General features: G+C 70.6%; 21 protein-coding genes. 17 read left to right on the top strand and 4 right to left on the bottom strand.

Annotated elements, in window-relative coordinates; genetic code table 11:
* Positions 1-2 precede the first annotated feature (2 nt).
* Positions 3-1,382 carry a DNA repair protein RadA gene (gene radA / locus JI746_RS18200; RefSeq protein WP_201691578.1) on the bottom strand — a complete coding sequence of 460 codons (1,380 nt, stop codon included), beginning with the start codon at positions 1,380-1,382 and terminating at the stop codon, positions 3-5.
* Positions 1,383-1,416: 34 nt separating this feature from the next.
* Between radA and JI746_RS18195 the strand changes: the two genes are divergently transcribed.
* From JI746_RS18195 to JI746_RS18135, 13 genes are all read left to right on the top strand, one after another.
* Positions 1,417-1,701: a cupin domain-containing protein gene (locus JI746_RS18195; RefSeq protein ID WP_330893027.1), complete on the top strand. Its 285-nt coding sequence runs from the start codon at positions 1,417-1,419 to the stop codon at positions 1,699-1,701.
* A gap of 122 nt (positions 1,702-1,823) precedes the next feature.
* The gene (gene hpaR / locus JI746_RS18190) at positions 1,824-2,255 is read left to right on the top strand and encodes a homoprotocatechuate degradation operon regulator HpaR (protein WP_201691849.1); all 432 of its coding nucleotides are present in this window, start codon (positions 1,824-1,826) and stop codon (positions 2,253-2,255) included.
* On the top strand, positions 2,252-2,875 hold the full coding sequence (locus JI746_RS18185; RefSeq protein WP_201691576.1) for a fumarylacetoacetate hydrolase family protein: 624 nt from the start codon (positions 2,252-2,254) through the stop codon (positions 2,873-2,875). Before hpaR ends, JI746_RS18185 begins: the two co-directional genes overlap by 4 nt.
* Complete coding sequence (locus JI746_RS18180) at positions 2,872-3,621, top strand: fumarylacetoacetate hydrolase family protein (protein ID WP_201691574.1); 750 nt, start codon at positions 2,872-2,874, stop codon at positions 3,619-3,621. Before JI746_RS18185 ends, JI746_RS18180 begins: the two co-directional genes overlap by 4 nt.
* 2 nt (positions 3,622-3,623) lie before the next feature.
* Positions 3,624-5,081 carry a 5-carboxymethyl-2-hydroxymuconate semialdehyde dehydrogenase gene (gene hpaE, locus JI746_RS18175; protein WP_201691573.1) on the top strand — a complete coding sequence of 486 codons (1,458 nt, stop codon included), beginning with the start codon at positions 3,624-3,626 and terminating at the stop codon, positions 5,079-5,081.
* Between the two features lie 210 nt (positions 5,082-5,291).
* Positions 5,292-6,218: a 3,4-dihydroxyphenylacetate 2,3-dioxygenase gene (hpaD, locus tag JI746_RS18170; protein WP_201691571.1), complete on the top strand. Its 927-nt coding sequence runs from the start codon at positions 5,292-5,294 to the stop codon at positions 6,216-6,218.
* 2 nt (positions 6,219-6,220) lie between these two features.
* A complete protein-coding gene (locus tag JI746_RS18165) occupies positions 6,221-6,625 on the top strand; it encodes a 5-carboxymethyl-2-hydroxymuconate Delta-isomerase (protein WP_201691569.1) in 405 nt (134 codons plus the stop codon).
* A 128-nt stretch (positions 6,626-6,753) separates the two neighbouring features.
* Positions 6,754-7,554: a 2-oxo-hept-4-ene-1,7-dioate hydratase gene (hpaH, locus tag JI746_RS18160; RefSeq protein WP_201691567.1), complete on the top strand. Its 801-nt coding sequence runs from the start codon at positions 6,754-6,756 to the stop codon at positions 7,552-7,554.
* A gap of 13 nt (positions 7,555-7,567) precedes the next feature.
* Complete coding sequence (locus JI746_RS18155) at positions 7,568-8,380, top strand: aldolase/citrate lyase family protein (RefSeq protein ID WP_201691565.1); 813 nt, start codon at positions 7,568-7,570, stop codon at positions 8,378-8,380.
* 11 nt (positions 8,381-8,391) lie between these two features.
* On the top strand, positions 8,392-9,174 hold the full coding sequence (locus tag JI746_RS18150; RefSeq protein WP_201691563.1) for a class II aldolase/adducin family protein: 783 nt from the start codon (positions 8,392-8,394) through the stop codon (positions 9,172-9,174).
* On the top strand, positions 9,171-10,148 hold the full coding sequence (locus tag JI746_RS18145; RefSeq protein WP_201691561.1) for a 2-dehydropantoate 2-reductase: 978 nt from the start codon (positions 9,171-9,173) through the stop codon (positions 10,146-10,148). The genes JI746_RS18150 and JI746_RS18145 overlap by 4 nt, the downstream gene beginning before the upstream one ends.
* Entirely contained in the window at positions 10,148-11,065 is a 918-nt protein-coding gene (locus JI746_RS18140) for an EamA family transporter (protein ID WP_201691559.1), read from the top strand. Before JI746_RS18145 ends, JI746_RS18140 begins: the two co-directional genes overlap by 1 nt.
* 143 nt (positions 11,066-11,208) lie before the next feature.
* Positions 11,209-11,433 (top strand): hypothetical protein, encoded by a 225-nt coding sequence (locus tag JI746_RS18135; RefSeq protein WP_201691557.1) that lies wholly within the window; start codon positions 11,209-11,211, stop codon positions 11,431-11,433.
* Here the strand turns inward: JI746_RS18135 and JI746_RS18130 are convergent.
* Positions 11,419-12,201, bottom strand: coding sequence for a hypothetical protein (locus JI746_RS18130; RefSeq protein ID WP_330893026.1), 783 nt, complete (start codon positions 12,199-12,201; stop codon positions 11,419-11,421). The genes JI746_RS18135 and JI746_RS18130 overlap by 15 nt on opposite strands.
* A 53-nt stretch (positions 12,202-12,254) precedes the next feature.
* Positions 12,255-13,352: an alanine racemase gene (gene alr, locus JI746_RS18125; protein ID WP_201691553.1), complete on the bottom strand. Its 1,098-nt coding sequence runs from the start codon at positions 13,350-13,352 to the stop codon at positions 12,255-12,257.
* A gap of 124 nt (positions 13,353-13,476) precedes the next feature.
* Between alr and lplT the strand changes: the two genes are divergently transcribed.
* The 4 genes from lplT to JI746_RS18105 are packed head-to-tail and all read left to right on the top strand — an operon-like array spanning position 13,477 to position 16,639.
* On the top strand, positions 13,477-14,760 hold the full coding sequence (gene lplT, locus JI746_RS18120) for a lysophospholipid transporter LplT (RefSeq protein WP_201691848.1): 1,284 nt from the start codon (positions 13,477-13,479) through the stop codon (positions 14,758-14,760).
* Positions 14,753-15,652, top strand: a complete 900-nt coding sequence (locus JI746_RS18115; RefSeq protein ID WP_201691552.1) for a DMT family transporter — start codon at positions 14,753-14,755, stop codon at positions 15,650-15,652. Before lplT ends, JI746_RS18115 begins: the two co-directional genes overlap by 8 nt.
* A gap of 4 nt (positions 15,653-15,656) precedes the next feature.
* Entirely contained in the window at positions 15,657-16,142 is a 486-nt protein-coding gene (locus tag JI746_RS18110) for a glutathione peroxidase (protein ID WP_201691550.1), read from the top strand.
* Positions 16,142-16,639: an RDD family protein gene (locus JI746_RS18105; RefSeq protein ID WP_201691548.1), complete on the top strand. Its 498-nt coding sequence runs from the start codon at positions 16,142-16,144 to the stop codon at positions 16,637-16,639. Before JI746_RS18110 ends, JI746_RS18105 begins: the two co-directional genes overlap by 1 nt.
* A 6-nt stretch (positions 16,640-16,645) precedes the next feature.
* Here JI746_RS18105 and JI746_RS18100 read toward each other — a convergent pair whose 3' ends face one another.
* Entirely contained in the window at positions 16,646-20,890 is a 4,245-nt protein-coding gene (locus JI746_RS18100; RefSeq protein ID WP_201691546.1) for an ATP-binding protein, read from the bottom strand.
* Positions 20,891-21,011: the final 121 nt, after the last annotated feature.

Genomic DNA, 21,011 nt, shown 5'->3' with positions numbered 1-21,011 from the left:
CTTCACGCCAGCCCGCGCACTGCTTCCAGCGCTTCCTCGATCCGCTCCACCGGATGGATCGTCAGGCCTTCCAGCTCGCGTACCTTGCCCTTGGGCGCATTCGCCTTCGGCACGATCGCCACCGAGAAGCCGAGCTTGGCCGCCTCGCGCAGGCGCTCCTGCCCGCGCGGCGCCGGGCGCACTTCGCCCGCCAGGCCCACCTCGCCGAAGGCGATGAAGCCCTTGGGCAGCGCGCGGCCGCGCAAGGAGGACGTGATGGACAGCATCACGGCCAGGTCGGCCGCCGGCTCGCTGATGCGCACGCCGCCCACCGCGTTGACGAACACGTCCTGGTCCATGCAGGCGACGCCGGCATGCCGGTGCAGCACCGCCAGCAGCATGGCCAGGCGGTCGCGCTCGAGGCCGACGGACAGGCGGCGCGGGCTCGGCCCGCCGCTGTCCACCAGCGCCTGGATCTCCACCAGCATCGGCCGGGTGCCTTCCAGCGTCACGAGCACGCAGCTGCCCGGCACCGGCTCGCTGTGCTGCGACAGGAAGATCGCGCTCGGATTGGCCACGCCCTTGAGCCCCTTTTCCGTCATCGCGAACACGCCGATCTCGTTGACGGCGCCGAAGCGGTTCTTGATCGCCCGCACCAGCCGGAAGCTGGAATGCGTGTCGCCCTCGAAGTAGAGGACGGTGTCCACCATGTGTTCCAGCACGCGCGGGCCGGCCAGCGCGCCTTCCTTGGTCACGTGGCCCACCAGCACGATCGTCGTGCCGCCCGACTTCGCGGCGCGGGTGAGGTGCGCCGCGCATTCGCGCACCTGCGCCACCGAACCGGGCGCGGAAGTGAGCTGGTCGGAGTACACGGTCTGGATGGAGTCGATCACCGCGACGGCGGGCTGCTGGGCCGCGATGGTGGCCTGGATCTTTTCGAGCTGGATTTCCGCCAGCACCTTCACCTGCGAGCGCTCGAGCCCGAGCCGGCGCGAGCGCAGCGCCACCTGCGCGCCGCTTTCCTCGCCGGTCACGTACAGCGTCGGCACGCCGGTGCGCTGCAGGCCGTCGAGCGCCTGCAGCAGCAGGGTGGACTTGCCGATGCCCGGATCGCCGCCGATCAGCACCACGCCGCCTTCCACGATGCCGCCCCCCAGCACCCGATCGAGCTCGCCGATGCCCGTCGGCGTGCGGGGCACTTCGGCCGCCTCGATGTCCGCCAGCACGGCGACTTCCGACGGCGGCGCCAGCGAGGCGAAGCGGTTGCGGTTGGCGCCGGCGGCGGCTTCGGCCACGCCCTCGATCAGGGTATTCCATGAGCCGCAATGGGGGCACTTGCCCTGCCACTTGGGGGATGCCCCGCCGCACTCGGTGCAGGAATAGACCGTCTTCTCCTTTGCCATTGACCCGAGTGTAGGCGCGAGTACCATCGTCCTCGTGAATGCCGCACGCCAGCCCTTCTCCGAATTCGAGGCGATGGAACGCGCCCGCGGCTGCACCGAGGTGCTGGCGCGCTCGTACGAGCCGAACACGCTCGTTCCGGAACACACCCACGAATTCACCGCCCGCGCCCTCGTGGTGCAGGGTGAGCTTTGGCTCACGCAGCACGGGGTGACGCAGCACCTGCAGCCGGGCGACCGCTTCGAGGTGATCCGCGGCACGCCCCACATCGAGCAATACGGGCCGCAAGGCGCGACCTACTGGGTCGCCCGCACCCTGTAGCCACCCTGCCGTCGCGCTGCCTGCTGCCGCGCAAGGATCCGGGCCTCCGTTGCGTAAGGACATGCCCGCTTGACCTCCCACGCCGGACATTTAACATGTTAAATATCGGTGTGCCGCCCGCCATGAGTCCCGCCTTCGCCCATCGCAACCTTCCGCGCCTGCTGCTGCAGGCCCGCGAGTCGCTGATGGCGCGCACCCGCCCCAGCCTGCGCGAGCACGGCCTGTCGGACCAGCAGTGGCGCGTGCTGCGGGTGCTGGGCGAGCACGGCACGCTGGAGACGGGCCGCGTCGCGCGCGAGGCCACCATCCTCGGCCCCAGCCTCACCGGCGTGCTGGCGCGCATGGAGCGCGACGGCCTGATCCGGCGCGAACGCGATCCCGCCGACCAGCGTCGCACAGTGGTGGAGGCCACGCCCAAGGGCCTGAAGATGGTCGACCGCATGGCGACCGCGGTGGAGGTCCACTACCAGTGGCTGGAACAGTCGCTGGGCAAGCAGAAACTGGCGCAGCTGTACGGGCTGCTCGACGAACTCATCGCACTGGAACAACCATGAACCTGCTCAAGCGAGGCACGGTCTACGGCACGCTGCTGAATTTCCGCGGCGAGCTCGACGCGCTCGGCCCGAAGGTGAACGAAGCCCCGTACAAGGCGCCGCCGCAAGCCCCCGTGCTGTACGTCAAGCCGGCCAACACCTGGACCGAGAACGGCGGCGCGATCGCCATCCCCGCCCACGTGCAGGAGCTGGAAGTCGGCGCCACGGTGGCGATGGTGCTGCGCTCGGCGCGCGAGATCGGCGGCTACGTGCTGATGAACGACGTGCGCATCCCGCACGAGAGCCTGTTCCGCCCGCCGGTGAAGTACAACTGCCTCGACGGCTTCCTCGGCATCGGCGACCGCGTGCGCGCCCGCAACGAGGCCGGCGATCCGGCGGTGTTCAAGCTGGAGGTGCGCGTCAACGGCGAGCTGAAACAGACGGTGCGCTTCTCGCAGCTGGTGCGGTCGGCGGAAAAGCTGCTGGCCGACGTCAGCGAGTTCATGAGCTTCGGCGAGGGCGACATGCTGATGCTGGGCTGCGACACGGACCGGCCGCGCGTGCGCGCCGGCGACCGCGTCGAGATCAAGATGCCGGCGCTCGGCACCCTCACCAACACTTTCGTCGCGGAGGCCGCATGAAGCGCGCGCGCGTGATCCACCAGGGCGTGGTGCACAACGCCACCGAACGCGACGGCCAGCTGCTGCTGGAGGACGGCCAGCGGGTCTGGCAGGACCAGGTCACGTGGCTGCCGCCGCTGGCGCCGGTGGAGAAGCCGCGCACGATCCTGGCGCTGGGCCTCAACTACGCGGACCACGCGAAGGAACTCGCGTTCAAGGCGCCCGAGGAGCCGCTCGTGTTCCTGAAAGGCGAGCGCGCCCTCAACGGCCACCGCCAGTCCACCCGGCGCCCCGCCGACGTGCAGTTCATGCACTACGAGTGCGAACTCGCGGTGGTGATCGGCAAGCGGGCGAAGAAGGTCCAGCGCGACGACGCCTACGATTTCATCGCCGGCTACACCGTTGCCAACGACTACGCGATCCGCGACTACCTGGAGAACTGGTACCGGCCCAACCTGCGCGTGAAGAACCGCGACGGCGCCACGCCGCTGGGCCCGTGGCTGGTCGACCGCGCCGACGTGCCGGACCCGATGGCGCTCGCGCTCAAGACCACCGTCAACGGCCATGTCACCCAGCAGGGCAACACGAAGGACATGATCTTCAACGTGCCCTGGCTGGTCGAATGGTTCTCCGGCTTCATGACGCTGAACCCCGGCGACCTGATCCTCACCGGCACGCCGGATGGCGTCGTGGACTGCAAGGTGGGCGACGTCGTCGTGACCGAGATCGAAGGCATCGGCGCGCTCATGAACACCATTTCCTCCTGACCATGCGCATCGACCACCTGATCGCCGGCAAGCCTGTCGCCGGCCGCGAATACTTCGAGACCGTGAACCCCGCCACGCAGGAGGTGCTGGCCGAAGTCGCCGCCGGCGGCGAAGCGGAGGTGAACCAGGCCGTGGCCGCGGCGAAGGAGGCGTTTCCCAAGTGGTCGTCGCTGGCCGCGCCGGAACGCGCCAAGCTGGTGCGCAAGCTGGGCGAACTGATCGCGCAGAACGTCCCGGAACTCGCGCAGACCGAGACCGACGACACCGGCCAGGTGATCGCGCAGACCGGCAGGCAGCTGGTGCCGCGCGCGGCCGACAACTTTTCCTATTTCGCCGAGATGTGCGTGCGCGTGGACGGCCACACGTACCCGACGCCAACGCACCTGAACTACACGCTGTTCCATCCGGTGGGCGTGTGCGCGCTGATCTCGCCCTGGAACGTGCCTTTCATGACGGCCACCTGGAAGGTCGCGCCCTGCCTCGCCTTCGGCAACACCGCGGTGCTGAAGATGAGCGAGCTGTCGCCGATGACGGCCGCCCGGCTGGGCGCGCTGGCGCTGGAGGCGGGCATTCCGCCCGGCGTGCTGAACATCGTGCACGGCTTCGGCAAGCAGGCCGGCGAGCCGCTGGTGCGGCACCCGGACGTGCGCGCGATCTCCTTCACCGGCTCCACGGCGACCGGCAACCGCATCGTCAGGGAAGCGGGGCTGAAGAAATTCAGCATGGAGCTCGGTGGCAAGTCGCCCTTCGTGATCTTCGAGGACGCGGATTTCGAACGCGCCCTCGATGCCGCCGTGTTCATGATCTTCTCCAACAACGGCGAGCGCTGCACCGCCGGCAGCCGCATCCTGGTGCAGAAGTCCATCTACGCGAAGTTCGCGGAGCGCTTCGCCGCGCGGGCGAAGAAGATCGCCGTCGGCGATCCGCTGGACGAGAAGACCATCATCGGCCCCATGATCTCGCAGGGCCACCTGGCCAAGGTGCGCGGCTACATCGAGGCCGGCACGAAGGAAGGCGCCACGCTGCTGTGCGGCGGGCTCGACGTGCCGCCCTTGCCCGGACGCGTGGAGAAGGGCAACTACGTCGTGCCCACGGTCTTCGCCGACGTCGACAACCGCATGCGCATCGCGCAGGACGAGATCTTCGGGCCGGTGGCCTGCCTGATCCCGTTCGACGGCGAGGAAGACGCGATCCGCATCGCCAACGACATCCCTTACGGGCTCTCGTCGTACGTGTTCACGGAGAACGTCGGCCGCGCGCACCGGGTGGCGGCAGCGATCGAGGCCGGCATGTGCTTCGTCAACAGCCAGAACGTGCGCGACCTGCGCCAGCCTTTCGGCGGGACGAAGGCGTCGGGGACGGGGCGCGAAGGGGGGACGTGGAGCTACGAGGTGTTCCTGGAGCCGAAGAACATCGCGGTGTCGCTGGGGTCGCATCACATTCCGCGTTGGGGGGTGTGATGGGTCGGATGCCGTTGTGCCCGCGTGGGCGGGGGGCCAGGAAGGGTGCATACCCGTCACCCTCGCGCAGGCGGGGGCCCAGAGCACGCGCGCAGCGCGTGAATGCGGAAGCCCTGGATTCCCGCCTTCGCGGGAATGACGGTGAGGGTGGCCTCCGCGCGAATGACGGCGAGGGAGGCCTTCGCAGCAATGACGGCAAGGGAGGTTCGCATGGGTAAGCTCGCGCTCGCCGCCAAGATCACGCACGTTCCCTCCATGTACCTCAGCGAGCTGCCGGGCCCGCGCCACGGCACGCGGCAAGACGCGATCGACGGGCACGTCGAGATCGGCCGGCGCTGCCGCGAACTCGGGGTGGACACGATCGTGGTGTTCGACTCCCACTGGCTGGTCAACGCGAACTACCACGTCAACTGCGGCGCCCACTTCCAGGGCCTCTACACCAGCAACGAGCTGCCGCACTTCATCAGCAACCTCGAATACGCGTTCCCGGGCAATCCGGAACTCGGCCAGTTGCTCGCCCAGGCCTGCAACGAATGGGGCGTCGAGACGCTGGCGCACGAGCGCACGACACTGGCACCCGAATACGGCACGCTGGTTCCCATGCGCTATATGAACCAGGACCGGCACTTCAAGGTGATCTCGGTCTCGGCGCTGTGCCAGGCGCACTACCTGAACGACAGCGCGCGCCTGGGCTGGGCCATGCGGCGCGCGGTGGAGGATCACTACGACGGCACCGTCGCCTTCTTCGCCAGCGGTTCGCTGTCGCACCGCTTCGCGCAGAACGGACTGGCGCCCGAGTACGCCTTCCGCATCTGGAGCCCCTTCCTGGAAACGCTGGACCGCGACGTGGTGCGGCTGTGGGAAGCCGGCGACTGGAAGACCTTCTGCGGCATGCTGCCCGAATATGCGGCCAAGGGCCACGGCGAGGGCTTCATGCACGACACGGCGATGCTGCTGGGCGCGCTCGGCTGGTCCGCCTACGGCGGCCGCGCGGAAGTGATCACGCCCTACTTCGGCGCCTCCGGCACCGGGCAGATCAACGCGGTGTTCCCGGTGACGCCCGTCGCCGACGACGCCATCCCCAAGGCCCAGGCGTCCAGCGCCGACGGCTACACGAACATCGGCCAGCGACTCTGAGCATGCCCCACTGCGTCATCCTCTACACACCGAACATCGAGGCGAAGACGGACCTCGACGCCCTCTGCCGCAAGCTGGCGGACACGATGCTCACCATCCTCGACGAGGCCGGCAAGCAGGTCTTTCCCACCGGCGGCACGCGGGTGCTGGCCTTTCCGGCCGCGCATTACGCGGTGGCCGACGGCAAGGGCGACTACGCCTTCGTCTACATCAACGTGCGCATGGGTCCTGGGCGCAGCGCGCCCGTGCAGAAGAACGCGGGCGACCGCCTGCTGGCCGTCGTGCAGGAGCACTTCGCCCCGGTGTTCGCGCAGGAGCTGATCGGCATCACGCTGCAGATCGACGAGAGCCCCGGCCAGGTGTACGACGCCAAGCACAGCACGCTGCATCCGCTGTTCAACAAATGACCCCACGCACCGTCCGCCCCGCCTCCCTCCCCGTCATCCCCGCGCAGGCGGGGATCCAGTGCATCGAAGCTCACGCGCTGCGCGCGTGCTCTGGGCCCCCGCCTGCGCGGGTGTGACGGATAACGACCATGTTCGATCCCCAGACCATCCAGCAGCTCGCCCGCGAACTGCACGAATCCGAGCGCTCGCGCGTGCAGGTCGAGCACTTCTCGAAGCGCTTCCCGGGCATGACCATCGAGGACGGCTACGCCGTCTCGCGCGCCTGGGTCGCCATGAAGATCGCCGAAGGCCGCCAGGTGCGCGGCCACAAGATCGGCCTGACCTCGCGCGCGATGCAGCAGTCCAGCCAGATCGACGAGCCGGACTACGGCACCCTGCTGGACGACATGTTCTTCGAGCCCGGCGACATCCCGGCGCAGCGCTTCATCGCGCCGCGGGTGGAGGTCGAACTCGCCTTCATCCTGAAGGACGCACTGGAAGGCGAGCAGGTGACCATGGAGGACGTGCTCGCCGCCACGGAGTACGTGCAGCCGGCCATCGAGATCATCGATGCGCGCATCGAGCAGTTCGACCGCCACACGAAGGCGCCGCGCAAGGTGTTCGACACCATCAGCGACAACGCCGCCAATGCCGGCATCGTCCTCGGCGGCCGCCGCGCGGATCCGCGCACGCTGGACCTGCCCTGGGTCGGCGCGATCCTGCGCCAGAACGGCGTCGTGGAGGAAACCGGGCTGGCCGCCGGCGTGCAGGGACATCCCGCCGTCGGCGTCGCCTGGCTTGCGCGTAAGCTCGCGCCCTGGGGCGAGCGGCTGCAGGCCGGCGAGGTCGTGCTGGCCGGCTCGTTCACGCGGCCGGTGCCGGCCCGTCGCGGCGACGTCTTCGACGCCGACTACGGGCCGCTCGGCCGCTTCACGTTCACATTCACCTGAGGGGAGACAAGGAATGCAGACGCCCATCAACACCTTCAAGCAAGCGATGCGCGAGAAGCGCACCCAGGTCGGCCTGTGGTGCAGCCTGCTCGGCCCGCTGCCGACCGAGATCTGCGCCGCCGCCGGCTTCGACTGGCTGCTGCTCGACTCCGAGCACTCGCCCAACGACCTGCAGAACCTGATGATCCAGTCGCAGATCATCGCCGGCTACCCGGGCGTGCAGGCGGTCGCGCGGCTGCCGATGGGCCACGGCTACGTCGGCCAGGCGGCGATCAAGCAGTACCTGGACCTCGGCATCCAGACGCTGCTGGTGCCGATGGTGGAGACCGCGGAGCAGGCGCGCGAGCTGGTGCGCTGCCTGCGCTACCCGCCCGAGGGCATCCGCGGCATGGCCGCGACGCGCGCCTCCGGCTGGGGGCGCAACACCAACTACGCGAAGGAAGCCAATCGCGAGGCCTGCCTGCTGGTGCAGGTGGAGACGCAGGCCGGCGTGCGCAACATCGACGCGATCGCCGACGTCGAAGGCGTGGACGGCGTCTTCATCGGCCCGGCGGACCTGTCGGCGGCCTTCGGCCACGTGGGCGATCCCTGGCATCCCGAGATGATGAAGATGCACGAGGACCTGTTCGCGCGCATCCGGAAGGCGGACAAGGCGATCGGCATCCTGACGCTGGACGAGGCCCTGGCGCGCAAGCACATCGAGATGGGCGCCACCTTCATCGCCGTGGGCACCGACAGCAGCCTGATGGTCAAGTCCACCAGCGCCCTGTCGGCGAAGTTCAAGGGCGGCGCGCAGCCGCAGCCCGTGGCCAAGGGCAATTACTGAGGCCATTGCGCATGAACGCCGTCTTGCAGCCGCGCGCACCCGGCATGCACCCCGAGGAATGGGCCGCCCGGGTGCAGCTCGCCGCCGCCTACCGCATCTTCGACATGCTCGGCTGGACCGAGATGATCTACAACCACATCACGGTGCGGCTGCCGGACAGCGTGACCGGCGGGCACAAGCACTTCCTGATCAACCCCTTCGGGCTGCACTACTCGGAAGTGACGGCCAGCAACCTGCTGAAGATCGACCTCGAGGGCAACAAGCTCGATGCCGACAATCCGTGGCCGGTGAACCCGGCGGGCTTCACCATCCACGCCGCGATCCACGACCACGTGCCCGACGCGCACTGCGTGATGCACACGCACACCACCAGCGGGCTCGCCGTGGCGTGCACCGAAGGCGGCCTGGCGCAGAACAACTTCTATTCGGCGCAGCTGCACGACATGGTGGCCTACCATGACTTCGAGGGCATCACCATCCACGCCGAGGAGGCACCACGCCTGCTCGCCAGCCTGGGAACGAAGCCGCTGATGATCCTGCGCAACCACGGCCTGCTGGCCGCGGGGGCGACGCTGCCGCTGACCTTCGTGCGGCTGTGGACGCTGCAGCGGGCCTGCGACGTGCAGGTGGCGCAGGCGGCACTGGGCCGCGCGATTGCCGTGCCCGAAGCCGTGGCGAGCCGGACCACGCACGACTCCTTCCAGTTCGACCAGAAGTTCGGCGCCGGGCAGGACGTGTTCGATGCCATGACGCGGCTGGTCGAGAAACGGTACGGGACGGATTACAAGGCATGAAACGGGTCTGCATCTACGGCGCCGGCGCGATCGGCGGCTGGATCGGGGTCAAGCTCGCGCGCTCGGGGTGCGAGGTGAGCGTGGTGGCGCGCGGCGCCACCTTGCAGGCACTGCAGGCCGACGCCCTGCGCCTCGACGAAGGCGGCGCAACGCTGCAGGCGCCGGTGCGCGCCAGCGCCTCGCCCGCCGACCTGGGCGTGCAGGACCTGGTGGTGATCGCGGTGAAGGCGCCGGCGATGGCCGAAGTCGCCCGCGCGATCCGCCCGCTGCTCGGTCCCGACACCATCGTGCTGACCGCCATGAACGGCGTGCCCTGGTGGTTCTTCGAGGGTTTCGGCGGCCGCTATGCCGGCACGCGCCTGAAGTCCATCGACCCGGATGGCGCGATTGCGCAAGCCGTGCCGGCGCGCCACATCGTGGGCTGCGTGGTGCACGCAAGTTGCGCCTTGCGTACGCCTGGCCATGTGCAGCACCACTTCGGCAACAAGCTGATCATCGGCGAGCCCTCGGGCGAGAAGACGGCGCGCGTGCAGCAGCTCGCGTCGCTGCTGGCTGGCGCCGGCTTGGAGTGCGTCCTTTCCGAGCAGATCCAGAAGGACGCCTGGTACAAGCTGTGGGGCAACATGACCGTCAACCCGGTCAGCGCGATGACCGGCGCAACCACCGACCTGATCCTCAACGACGACCTGGTGCGCGGCTTCATCTCGCGCGTGATGCTGGAAGCGCGCGAGATCGGCGAGCGCGTCGGCATCCCGATCGCGCAGCAGCCGGAGGACCGGCACCAGGTCACGCGCAAGCTGGGCGCCTTCAAGACCTCGATGCTGCAGGACGTGGAGGCGGGCAAGCCGGTGGAGATCGACGCCCTGGTCACGGTGGTCCGGGAGATGGGCGAGATGACCGGCGTGCCGACGCCGTTCACCGACGCCCTCCTCGGCCTGTCCCGCCTGCACGCCCGCGTGCACGGCCTGTATTGATGTCGGCGGTCGTTCCCGCGCCGGCCCGCGCCATCAGCGGCGCGGCCTTCGCCACGCTGCTGCTGATCGCGCTGATGATGGGCGCCAACCACGTCGCCGCGCGCATCGCCTTCAACAACGGGGTCGACGTGGCGACGGCGGTGGTGTTCCGCAGCTCCGTCACCGCCTGCGTGATCTTCGCGATCCTCGCCTCGCAGGGCGTGCGGCCCCGCTTCACCCTGCGCCACAAGCGCATGCTGCCCGTGATCGGCCTGCTGATCGGCGTGCAGAGCCTGTGCCTGTATTCCTCGGTGGCGCGGCTGCCGGTGGCGCTGGCGCTGCTGGCCTTCAACACCTATCCGATCTGGACGGCGTTCTGGGATGCAGTGGTGTACCGCCGCCGGCCCGAGAAGACGACGCTGGTCGCGATGCCGCTGATCCTGGTCGGCCTGGCGCTGGCGCTCGACGTGTTCGGCGCCGCCTCGGGGCTCGGCGCGTCCGGCCAGTGGGCCCGCATCGGCGCCGGCGTCGGCTTCGCGCTATCGGCGGCGGCGACCTTCGGGCTGGCCCTGGTGCTCACGCAGCACGAGGCCGGCGACGTCGACGGACGGGTGCGCACCGCGACCACCATGACGCTGGCCGGCCTGGTGGCGCTCACCATGGTGGCTTCCAACGGCGGCTTCCACCTGCCCAATGCCGGCGCGGGCTGGGCCGGGCTGGCGACCCTCACCTTCCTGTACGGCACCGCGTTCACCATCATGTTCACGGTGCTGCCGCGCCTGGGCGTGGTCGGCAACTCCGCGATCATGAACGTGGAGCCGGTGTTCGCGCTGGTGCTGGCCTGGCTCGTGCTGGGACAGGCGATCGCGCCGGTGCAGGTGGCCGGTGCCCTGCTCGTCGTGAGCGCAGTGGTCGGCCTCGGCTTGCGCAAACGCTGATCGCCCCTCGTCCGGCCGACAATTCAGCGCCCCGAACCCGACGAGCGGCGACGCAGCCTAGGGTTGGCCCTGTGTTGCCCTGGCTTGTCCGCCGCCGCGGCCCCTCCTAGCATGGCTCGACAATGGATGAGAGGGGCCGCCAGATGGAACCGAATCGACTTCCCCACGGGATCGAGCAGCGCCTGCAGGCGCGCGCCCGCAGGACGGGCCGCAGCGTCACCGCCGTCACGCGCGATGCGGTCCTGGACAGCATCGAGGCCATCGAGGACTACTACCTCGCGCTCGCACTGGTGCGCGAGCAGGCGCTGCGCGGCACGCCCGGTCCCGCGCGCAGCGAGGGTGCAGTCGCCGCTTCAGCGCGCGCCTGACCACAGCTTCACCGCCTGCGGCAGCGAGCGCGCCTGCGGCGCGAACACGTCCAGCAAGCCCCCCAGCAGCACGGCGCAGGCCAGCGCCCCCAGCAAGGGCTTCCACGTGAGGCGCACGGCGGCGGTGAGCCAGCCCTCGCGCGCCACCCGCAGCGCGGTGCGGGCGGACACATAGCCGAAGGCGATCTCCACGGCCACCGCCAGCAGCACCTCGGAGCCGAAGTACAGGAGCAGCAGCGAGCCGACACCGGACAGGACCAGCACGCCGGCGACGAACACCACCACCACCGGGATGACGACCACGGCGCCCTCGTCGGCGCTGCCGGCCACCTCCGCGGCGCCCGCGGCGAGGTCACCGATTGCCGGGCCGGCGTCGCCGATCGCGCTGAAGTCCGCATCGGCGCTGAAGTTGCCCTGCGCTCCGCCGCCGCCGAAATCGCCGCCACCGCCGGAGCGGATCGGCGCCACGTCGGGCGCGCCATCGTGGCTGGCACCCCCGCCACCTCCCCAGTCGCCGGGCGCATCGAGCGAAGCGCGCCGGTCCACCAGCCAGCCGGCCCACCAGCGCAGCACCAGCAGGAACACGAGGTAGCCGGCGCCGAGCGACACCAGGTAGCGGCCCGCCAGCGAGCCGGAGCCGAGCACCATCTGCAGGTGCGCCACGCCCCAGGTCACCAGCAGCACCAGCGCTCCGATGCACCAGCCGTGCAGCCACAGCGCGTGCCTTCGCCGCAGGCGCTCGCGCGTCTCGCCTTCCCAGACCCGCACGCCGCGCCAATCCGCCAGCCCCCGGCGGGGACGCCCGTCGGGACCTCCGCGCGTCACGCCCCGACGGCGACCGGCACCCGCGGCGCCAGCGCGCACATCAGCTCGTAGCCCAGGGTGCCGGCGCTCGCCGCGATCTCGTCGATCGCCAGCACGGTGCCGTCGTCGGCCCGGCCCCACAAGGTGACCGGCGTGCCGAAGCCGGCCTGCGGCACCGGCGTCAGGTCCACCGCGCTCATGTCCATGCTCACGCGCCCGAGCAGCCGCGTGCGCACGCCGTCCACCAGCACCGGCGTGCCGGTGCCGCAGTGGCGCGGATAGCCGTCGGCGTAGCCGCAGGCGATCACGCCGATGCGCATCGGCCCCTCGGCGACGAAGCTGGAGCCGTAGCCCACCGTGTCGCCGGCCTGCAGTTGCTGCACGGCCAGGATGCGGGTGGCGAGCGTCATGGTCGGCTGCAGCCCCCAGTGCGCGATGTCGTGCTGCGGATAGTCGGGCGCGCTGCCGTACACCGCGATGCCGGGGCGGATCCAGTCGCCGCGCACGTGCGCGTCGCCGGCGTGCCGCAGGGCCGCGGCGCTGTTGGACAGCGTGCGCTCACCGGGCAGGTCGCGCGTCGCCTCCTCGAAGGCGCGCACCTGGTGGGCGATGCCGCGCGGCCCGTCGGCATCGCTGAAGTGGGTCATGAAGGCGATCTCCTCCACCTGCGGCAAGGCCTCCAGCCGCGCATAAGCCGCACGCAGGCGCTGGGGCGTGAAGCCCAGGCGGTTCATGCCGGAATTGAGCTTGAGGAACACGCGCTGCGGCACCTGCGTCTTGTGCGCCGCCAGCCAGGCGATCTGCTCGTCGCAGTGCACCGTGTGCCACAGGCCCAGGCGCGAGCACAGTTCCAGGTCGCGCGGCTCGAACACGCCTTCCAGCAGCAGGATGGGCCCGCGCCAGCCGAGGGCGCGCACGCGCTCGGCCTCCTGCAGGTCCAGCAGCGCGAAGCCGTCGGCGCCGCGCAGCGCCTCGTACACCCGCTCGATGCCGTGGCCGTAGGCGTTGGCCTTGACCACCGCCCAGACCCGCGCGTCCGGCGCGGCGGAGCGCATGCGCGCCAGGTTGTGGCGCAGGGCCTCGGTGTGGATGGTGGCCAGGATGGGACGGGGCATGGCAGCTCGCTTTCAGCCCGGATTCTGTCATTACCCCGCGTGATATAACCCCGTGTCGCTGGGAGACAGCAGAAGAATACCGATGGCCACCGGCTGCGGTGCAACCATCCACAACCACGATCGGATGAAGCGCGGTTTCTACACCATCATGGCGGCGCAGTTCTTCTCGTCGCTGGCCGACAACGCGCTGTTCATCGCCGCCGTCGAACTGCTGAAGACGTCGCGCGCGCCCGCCTGGCAGGCTGCGGCGCTGGTGCCCATGTTCGCCCTGTTCTACGTGGTGCTGGCGCCCTTCGTCGGGGCCTTCGCCGACGCCAAGCCCAAGGGACAGGTCATGTTCCTGAGCAATGCCATCAAGGTGGTCGGCTGCCTGATGATGCTGCTGGGCATGCACCCGCTCGCCTCGTACGCCATCGTGGGCCTCGGCGCGGCGGCCTATTCGCCGGCCAAGTACGGCATCCTCACCGAGCTGCTGCCGCCTTCGCAGCTGGTGAAGGCCAACGGCTGGATCGAGGGCCTGACGATCGCCTCGATCATCCTGGGCATCCTGCTCGGGGGCCAGCTGGTGGGGCACGTGCTGTCGCACCGGATGCTGGCGCTGGACTTTCCGATCATCGACACCGGCATCGACACGCCGCCCGAAGCGGCGATCTTCGTGCTGATCTTCGTCTACTGCCTGGCCGCCTGGTTCAACACGCGCATCCCCGTCACCGGCGTGGAGATGCGGCCGATCCCGCGCAACGCGCTGGAACTGGTGCCCGATTTCTGGAGCTGCAACGGCCGCCTGTGGCACGACAAGCTGGGGCAGATCTCGCTCGCCACCACCACCCTGATCTGGGGCGTGACCGGCAACCTGCGCTACATCATGCTGGCCTGGAGCGCCGCTGCCCTGGGCTATTCGACGACGCAGGCCTCCGCCCTCTCCGGCGTGGTGGCCCTCGGCACGGCGGCCGGGGCGGTGATCGCCTCCATGCGCGCCCGGCTGGACCGCGCCATCGGCGTGATCCCCCTGGGCATCGTCCTGGGCGCGCTGGTGATCTGCCTGCGCTTCATCGACAACGTGTGGATCGCGGCGCCGTTCCTGATCCTGCTCGGCGCGCTGGCGGGCTTCATGGTAGTGCCGATGAACGCGCTGCTGCAGCACCGCGGCCACAACCTCATGGGCGCCGGCCGCTCGATCGCGGTGCAGAACTTCAACGAGCAGGCCTGCATCCTCGGACTGGGTGCGCTGTACAGCCTGTCGGCCGGCATGGGCCTGTCGGCCTTCGGCGCCGTCACCGGCTTCGGGCTGATCGTGGCCGGCTTCATGTGGCTGATCAGGCGCTGGCACGCCCGCAACTGCGTGCAGCACCGCGACGAGGTGGAACACCTGCTGGAACTGGCGCGGCACGACAACGTGCATGGCTAGCGCGGCGCCCAAGGCGGCAGCGGTCGCTGCGCTGATGGCCAACGCCTTCGTCTGGGGCGTCTCGTGGTGGCCGTTCCGCGCGCTGCAGGATCACGGGGTGCACGCCCTCTGGTCCACCGCCGTGATCTACCTGGTGGCCTTTGCCGGCTTCGCCGTGCTGCGCCCCGCGGCCGTGCCGGAACTCCTGCGCACCCCGGGGCTGTGGCTCCTGGCCGCCGCCGCGGGCCTGACCAACGTCGGCTTCAACTGGGCGGTGACGATCGGCGACGTCGTCCGCGTCGTGCTGCTGTTCTACCTGATGCCCGCCTGGTCCGTGCTGCTGGCGTGGGCGCTGCTCGGGGAGCGGCCGTCGCCGGCCGGGTTGGGGCGGCTGCTGCTGGCCCTGGCGGGCGTGGCCACGGTGCTCGACGCCGGCGGCGTCGGCCTGCCCTGGCCACGCGCGCTGCCGGAGTGGCTGGCGCTGGCGGCCGGCTTGTGCTTCGCGCTGACCAACGTGCTGCTGCGCCGGCTGTCGCAGGTGACGGCCGGCTCGCGCGTGCTCGCCATGTTCGGCGGCGGCATGCTGATGGCCGGCGGCGTGGCGCTCGCCGGCGTGCTGCAAGGCGCGATTGCGCCGCTGCCGCGGCTGGACGCCCAGGGCTGGGGGCTCGCGCTGCTGCTGGCGGGCGGCTTCCTGGTCGCCAACCTCGGCCTGCAGTACGGCGCCTCGCGCCTGCCGGCGCACACCACGGCGCTGGTGATGCTGTCCGAAGTGGTGTTCGCCAGCCTGTCGTCGGTGGCGCTGGGCGCCGCGCAACTCACGCCGCGCACCCTCGCCGGCGGCGCGCTGATCCTCGGGGCGGCGGCCTGGTCGGCATGGCCGCGCAAGGAAGGACCGGGCGGCGCACAATAGCCGCATGGCCAGCGTCTACGATTTCGAAGCGCAGCAGATCGGCGGGCAGGACGTCCCCTTGGCGCAGTTCCGCGGCAAGCCGCTGTTGATCGTGAACACCGCCAGCGCCTGCGGCTTCACGCCGCAGTTCGCCGGCCTGGAGGAACTGCACCGGCAGTACGGCCCGCGCGGGCTGGTGGTGCTCGGCTTCCCGTGCAACCAGTTCGGCTCGCAGGATCCGGGCAGCAACGAGGAGATCGCGCAGTTCTGCCAGGTGAACTACGGCGTGAGCTTCCCGATGATGCAGAAGGTGGCGGTCAACGGCGCCGAGGCGCATCCCCTGTACCGCTGGCTGACGGCGGAGGCCCCGGGCCTGCTCGGCTCCAAGGCCATCAAGTGGAACTTCACCAAGTTCCTGGTCGGCAAGGACGGCAGCGTCCTGAAGCGCTATGCGCCGCAGGACGCGCCGGCGAAGCTGGCCCGGGACATCGAGGCGGCGCTTTCGGCCTGATGCAGCCGGCTCCGCGTTACCAGACGGCCGGCCGCAGGGCGCTGGCGTTCGCGATCGACGCACTGGTGCTGGCGGCCCTGCACACCCTGCTGGAGGGCATGATCCGGCTGAGCCCGCATGCGCTCCTGAGCGTGCCGCTGGCCATCGCCTACAGCGGTTTCGGCGTCGCCTACTCGGTCTGCATGCACGCCCGCTTCGGCCAGACGCTGGGCAAGTGGATCGCCCGCGTGCGCGTGGTGCCGGTCAAGGGCGGCCAGCGCATCACCTACCGGCAGGCCATCCTGCGCGACATCGTGCCCTGCCTGCTGCTGCCCGTGGCCCTGTGGTATTCGATGGCCTTCGCGGTCGGCTTCGCGCCCGAGCCGGCCCTGTACCAGGCGGCCTGGAACCTGGCCTGGCTGTGGGCGATCCTGGAGCTGCTGACGATGATGCTGAACGACCAGCGCCGCGCGATCCACGACTGGATCGCCGGCACCGTGGTCGTCCGGGTCGCCTGAGCGCGTTCAGCGCAGGGCGACGTCGGCGTCGCGCCGGCGGTCCGCCACGGTGGCCAGCAACTCCTGCAGCGCCGGCAGGTCGACCGGCTTGACCAGGTGGTGGTCGAAGCCGGCCTCGCGCGTCCTGCGGCGGTCGTTCTCCTGGCCCCAGCCGGTCAGCGCGATCAGCGCGCCGGGCCAGTCCGGATGGCGGCCTCGCAGCTGGCGCGCGACCTGGTAGCCGTCCATGCCCGGCATGCCGAGGTCCAGCAGCACCGCCTCGGGCGCGAAGTCGTCGAACAGGCGCAGGGCGGATTCGCCGTCGTGCGCCACCCGCGCCTGCGCGCCCAGCAGGTCGAGCAGCATCCGCAGCGTGTCCGCCGCATCGCGGTTGTCGTCCACCACCAGCACGCGCAGCGCGGCCACGCCGGCCGCATCGCGCCGGGCCGGCGGCGGCGCCTGCGGATCCGGCTCCAGCGGCAGCGCCAGCGTGAAGGTGGCGCCGCGGCCGGGCCCTTCGCTGTGTCCCTCCAGCGTGCCGCCGTGCATCTCCACCAGCCGGCGCGACAGCGCCAGGCCGATGCCGAGGCCCTGCGAGCGCTCGCCGCGGCGGAACATCTCGAACAGCTGCGCGGCCTTGTCCTCCTCGAAGCCGATGCCGGTATCGCGCACCGACAGCAGCACGCGCCCCTGCTCCACGGCCGCCTCGAGGGCGATGCGGCCGCCGCGGTCGGTGTAGCGGCTGGCGTTGTTCAGGAGGTTGGACAGGACCTGCGCGAGCCGCGCCGCGTCGCCGTCCAGCCACAGCGCGGCGTCGGGCAGCGCCACCTGCAGCGTGTGGCCGCATTCCCGGATCAGCGGCTCGCTCGTCTCCACCGCGTGCTGCACCACGGCGTGCAGTTCCACCCGCTCCTTGCGCAGCGCCAGCGTGCCGCGGTTGATGCGCGCGATCTCCAGCAGGTCGTCGACCAGCCGCACCAGCTGGTTGACCTGGCGCGTCATCATCTCCAGCACGCCGCCGCCGGCCTCGGGCGAGCGCAGCTTGAGCAGGTGCAGCCCGTTGCGCAGCGGCGCCAGCGGATTGCGCAGCTCGTGCGACAGCGTGGCGATGAATTCGTCCTTGCGGCGGTCCGATTCCTGCAGCTGCTCGATCAACCGCAGGCGCTGTTCGTGCAGGCGCGCGTTGTCGATCGCCACCGCGGCCTGGGCGGCGATGCCGACGACGATGCGCTCCGCCTCCTCGGTGAACACCCCCGCCCGCGAGTGGCCGAAGAACAGGCCGCCCAGCACCTCGCCGGCGCGCGAGAGCACCGGCACCGCCAGGTAGCTGCGCACCGGCAGGTGCCCCTTGGGCATGCCGTGGTGCGGCGCGTTGTGGCCGTAGCGCGGATCCTGCGTGATGTCCGGCACCCGCACGACCCCCTGGCCGGCGAAGGTGGGACCGAACACGGCGGTGTTGCGCGGCATGCCGAAGCGGGCAAAGCGTTCGCGCGGCACGCCCGACAGCGTGTACAGCATGTACGACTCGCCGGCGGTGTTGACGACGTTGTAGAAGAAGGCGCCGAATTCGGCCGCGCTCAGGTCGGTGGCGACGTCGGTGACCGCCTGCACGATGCGCTGCAGGTCCGATTCGGCGGCCAGCGTGAGCCCCACTTCGTTGAGCTTCTCGAACCGCTGCGCCTGTTCCTGCAGCCGCAGCTGCGCCAGCTTGCGGTCCGTCACGTCGTACAGCACGGAGACGAAGCCGGTCACGCGCCCGTCCTCCCATTGCGGGATGTAGGTGCCGTGCATCCAGCGCGCGCCCAGCACCGGATACGGCACCCGGGCGTCGAACTCCACCCGCTGGCCGGCCAGCGCCGCGGCGACGTGCTCGCGCACCAGCGCGAAGGCCTCCTCGCCCAGCACCTCCGGGATCGTGCGGCCGACCAGGTCCTCCACGCGCCAGCCGACGCGCGCCGCATAGGGGCCGTTGACGAAGCGGTAGCGGGCCTGGTCGTCGAACTGCAGCAGCATCACCGGCGCGTTGTCGGTCACCATGCGCAGCTGCTGCTCGCGCAGCTGCGCCTCGCGGGCCGCCGCCCGGCGCAGCTGCGAGATCTCCAGCCGCGCCGCCACCCGCGCCAGCAGTTCCTTGGCGGCGAAGGGCTTTTCCAGGTAGTCGTCGGCACCGGCGTCGAGCCCGTCGATGCGGGCGCCCTCGCCGGCGCGGGCCGACAGCAGCAGCACCGGCAGCTGCGCGGTGGCGCGCTGCTGCCGCAGGCGCCGCACCAGCTCCAGCCCGTCGATGCCGGGCATCATCACGTCGCTCAGGACCAGGTCGGCGCCGCGGGCCTCGACCGCCTGCAGCGCCGCGAGGCCGTCGGCGACCGCTTCGACCTCGTAGCTGCCGGCCAGCAGGTTGCGGATGTAGTCGCGCATGTCGGCGTTGTCGTCGGCCAGCACGATCCGCGGGCGCGACCCCGCAGCCGCCGGGGCCTGCGTCGGCTGGCCGGGCAGCCAGCGCAGGGCCTCCTCGATGTAGGCGGAGCCGGCCACCGCGGTGCTGGCGAGCGTCGGCGCCGCGCCCAGCCGCGCTGCATCGAGGTGCGCATGACCGGCCGGGATGGTGACGGTGAAGCAGCTGCCCTCGCCTTCGCGGCTGCTCACCGCGACTTCGCCGCCATGCAGGCGCACCAGGTCGTGCACCAGCGCCAGGCCGATGCCGGAGCCCTCGTGCGTGCGGCTGCGCGTGCCTTCGACGCGGTGGAAACGCTGGAACACGTGCGGCAGTTCCTGCGCCGGGATGCCGACGCCCGTGTCCTGCACGCTCAACTCGAACGCGCCGGCGGTTTCGCGCAGCCGCACCGCGATCCGGCCTTCGAAGGTGAACTTGAAGGCGTTGGACAGCAGGTTGAGGACGATCTTTTCCCAGAAGTCGCGGTCGACGTACGCCGCCTCGCGCGTGGGCGGGGTGTCCACGAGCAGCCGCAGGCCGGCCTTCTCGATGGCGGAGCGGAAGCTGCTGGCGAGTTCCGCCGTCAGCGCCGCGAGGTCGGTGGCGACGTAGCTCGCCTGCGTCCGGCCGGCCTCGATGCGCGAGAAATCCAGCAGCGAGTTGACCAGCTTGTGCAGCCGCGCGCTGCTGCGGCGGGCCAGCTCGAGCCGTTCGCGCTGCACCGGATCGAGCGGGCGGGCCGCATCCGCGAGCGCGTCGTCCAGCGGCGCCATCAGCAGCGTCAGCGGGGTGCGGAACTCGTGGCTGACGTTGCTGAAGAAGGTCGTCTTGGCGCGATCGAGTTCGGCCAGCATCTCGGCGCGGCGATGCTCGTGTTCCGAGCGCCGTGCGCTGTCCAGGGCGGCCGCGATGTTGGAAGCCACCATCGCCACGAAGTCGCGCAAGTCGTCGTCGACGTGGCGGCGCGGGCTGGCGCCGCAGACGAGCCAGCCGTGGCCCGCTTCGCCGCTGCCGGACAGGGGCAGCACCACGGCCTCGCGCACCGGCTCCGGCCAGGGGCCGCCGTGCAGCGAACCGAGCGAGGCCAGGGCATCGCCGGAGAGCAAGGTGAGTTCACGCGCCAGCGGCCAGGCGCCGCCGCTGGCGGGCAGGCGGGCCGGCGCCGCCGCCGAGCCCTCCAGCCCGGACTGCGCCACCAGCGTGGCGCCGTCGCCTTCGTCCGGCGCGTACAGCAGGGCGAAGGGCAGGTCCTGCGCGTTCTCCCTGAGCACCGCGCCCACCTTGCCGAACACCTCCGCCGTGGTCTGCGCGTGCGCCGCGATGCGGGCGAGGTCGCGCAGGGTGCGCAGCCGGCGCTCGCCGATCACGCGGCCGGTCTTCTCGCTGACGATGCAGAACAGGCCGCCGACGCTGCCGGACTCGTCGCGCACGGGGTCGTAGGAGACGTCGAAATAGGTCTCCTCCCGGTAGCCGTGCCGCTCCATGAAGAAAGGCAGGTCCTGGGCCCAGAAGGCCTCGCCGGTCTGCAGCACGCCGTCGAACAGTTCCTTCAGGCCGGCCCGCCAGAGTTCGTCCCAGGCTTCGCGGATCGGGCGCCCCAGCGCGCCGGGGTGCTTGGCGCCGAACACGGGCCGGTAGGCGTCGTTGTAGATGGTGATGAGGTCCGGGCCCCAGAACATCGCGATCTGCGCCTTGGACGGCAGCAGGATGCTGACGGCGCTGCGCAGGCTCTGGGGCCAGCGTTCGATGGGACCGAGCGGGGTGGCGGCCCAGTCGAAGCTGCGGATGCGCTGTCCCATCTCGCCGCCGCCGGCGAGAAAATCCTGGCCTGCTGTCATGGGTCGGGGCGGTGCTTGGGTGGACTGCGTGTTGTACACCACCGATGCCGTTTGCTGGGGCGATGCCGCCGCGATCAGCTCGGCATTGATGCGGTGCGGGAACTTTCCCTGCCCGCGGCGA

Source organism: Ramlibacter alkalitolerans (genome assembly GCF_016722765.1).
Classification (GTDB): Bacteria; Pseudomonadota; Gammaproteobacteria; order Burkholderiales; family Burkholderiaceae_C; genus Ramlibacter; species Ramlibacter alkalitolerans.
The sequence above is the reverse complement of the archived record's forward strand: the minus strand, read 5'-3'. Positions and strand labels throughout refer to the sequence as shown.